Origin of the sequence: Vibrio sp. Vb0888, from assembly GCF_033338835.1 — a bacterium.
GTDB lineage: Bacteria > Pseudomonadota > Gammaproteobacteria > Enterobacterales > Vibrionaceae > Vibrio > Vibrio alginolyticus.
The window spans coordinates 1-1,501 of the sequence record NZ_JAWOTL010000103.1 but is presented as its reverse complement, the minus strand read 5'-3'; the positions used below and the strand labels follow the sequence as shown (position 1 = coordinate 1,501).

The window sequence follows — 1,501 nt, the reverse complement described above, 5'->3', positions numbered from 1 at the left end:
GCAAGGCTACATCATCGAAAACTTTGTACCGGCATCTGGTGAGGCGGTGCACACTGCACTGCAAGAGTTTGTGGCGAACACTGGCAAAATGAGTGCCGTCGGTGGTGGCTTCTTGTTTATTGCTGCGCTGATGCTGATCTCCAACATCGATAAAAATCTAAACTACATCTGGCGAGTCAAAGACAAGCGCCGTTTGGTGTTCTCATTTTCGATGTATTGGATGGTATTAACGCTGGGGCCGATTTTAGTCGGCGCGAGTATTGCAGCAACGTCTTATGTCACGTCGTTACAAATCTTAGAAAATGAAACGCTGTCTGGCGCCTTCAATTTGTTCTTACGCTGGTTGCCGCTCTTGCTGTCATTTTTTGCATTTTTAGGTTTGTACATTCTGGTGCCAAACAAAAAAGTGCATTTAGCGCATGGTGCTGTAGGCGCCGCCGTTGCGGCGATACTGTTTGAATTAAGTAAGAAAGGCTTTGCCCTCTATATCACTCAGTTCCCGTCTTACCAGCTGATTTACGGCGCTTTAGCCGCAATTCCTATCTTGTTTGTCTGGGTTTACTTGTGCTGGATGATCGTCTTGCTGGGGGCAGAAGTCACCGCAGCATTGGGTGAGCAAGAGCACTGGAGTGAAGATCTAGACATGATACACTCGTCGGCTGAATCTCAGTTAGCAAATGAAGGAAGCGAGAGTAGTGATAGCGCTAATTCAACGAGTCAGTGAAGCAGCCGTTCGTGTAGACGGTGAAGTAGTTGGGGAAATCAATACAGGTCTTCTTGTCCTACTTGGTGTTGAGAAGGACGACGATGAAGCCAAAGCAAAACGTTTGATGGAACGTGTGACCACCTACCGAGTCTTTGAAGACGACGAAGGAAAAATGAACCTCAACGTCAAACAAGTGAACGGTAAGGTTTTGGTGGTGTCTCAATTTACGTTACCGGCAGATACCAAGAAAGGCACACGTGCAGGCTTTTCTCGTGGTGCGCATCCAGCCGACGCTGAACGTCTGTATGACTACTTTTCTGACTTGTGTGAGAAGGAATTGCCAACCGAGCGTGGTCGCTTCGCGGCCGATATGAAAGTGTCATTAATTAATGACGGCCCAGTGACTTTTTGGCTACAGGTCTAATCTGGCGTGGATACACCCATGGTCTAAGCTATATACCCAAGTGGTTTGATTTTACTTGGGTATTTTCTCCCCAAGATTCTTACTGATTTGCACTTTCAAAGGATTGATATGTTCAAACTCATAACTCCAACAACCGAAAATCAGCTTAACAAGTACTATCAATTTCGTTGGCAAATGCTTCGAGAGCCATGGCGCATGCCAGTAGGCTCTGAACGTGATGAATATGATGTGGTGAGCCATCACCGCATGATTGTGGATAGCCGTGGCCGTCCAATGGCGATCGGACGTTTGTACATTACTCCGGATAACGATGGCCAAATCCGCTATATGGCGGTGAAAGGCAATCGTCGCAGCAAAGGCATGGGCTCACT

2 protein-coding genes and 1 pseudogene are annotated in these 1,501 nt (G+C 47.2%); all 3 read left to right on the top strand.

The annotated features are described in order from the left end of the window. Positions 1 to 724, top strand: a 724-nt coding sequence (locus tag R7P72_RS24185) for a virulence factor BrkB family protein (protein WP_318110853.1), incomplete at its 5' end; no start/stop codon positions are given. After that, the gene (gene dtd / locus R7P72_RS24180; RefSeq protein ID WP_318110852.1) at positions 696 to 1,130 is read left to right on the top strand and encodes a D-aminoacyl-tRNA deacylase; all 435 of its coding nucleotides are present in this window, start codon (positions 696 to 698) and stop codon (positions 1,128 to 1,130) included. The genes R7P72_RS24185 and dtd, both read left to right, overlap by 29 nt. 108 nt (positions 1,131 to 1,238) lie before the next feature. Then, a pseudogene (locus R7P72_RS24175) lies at positions 1,239 to 1,501 on the top strand (GNAT family N-acetyltransferase); the annotation flags it as partial.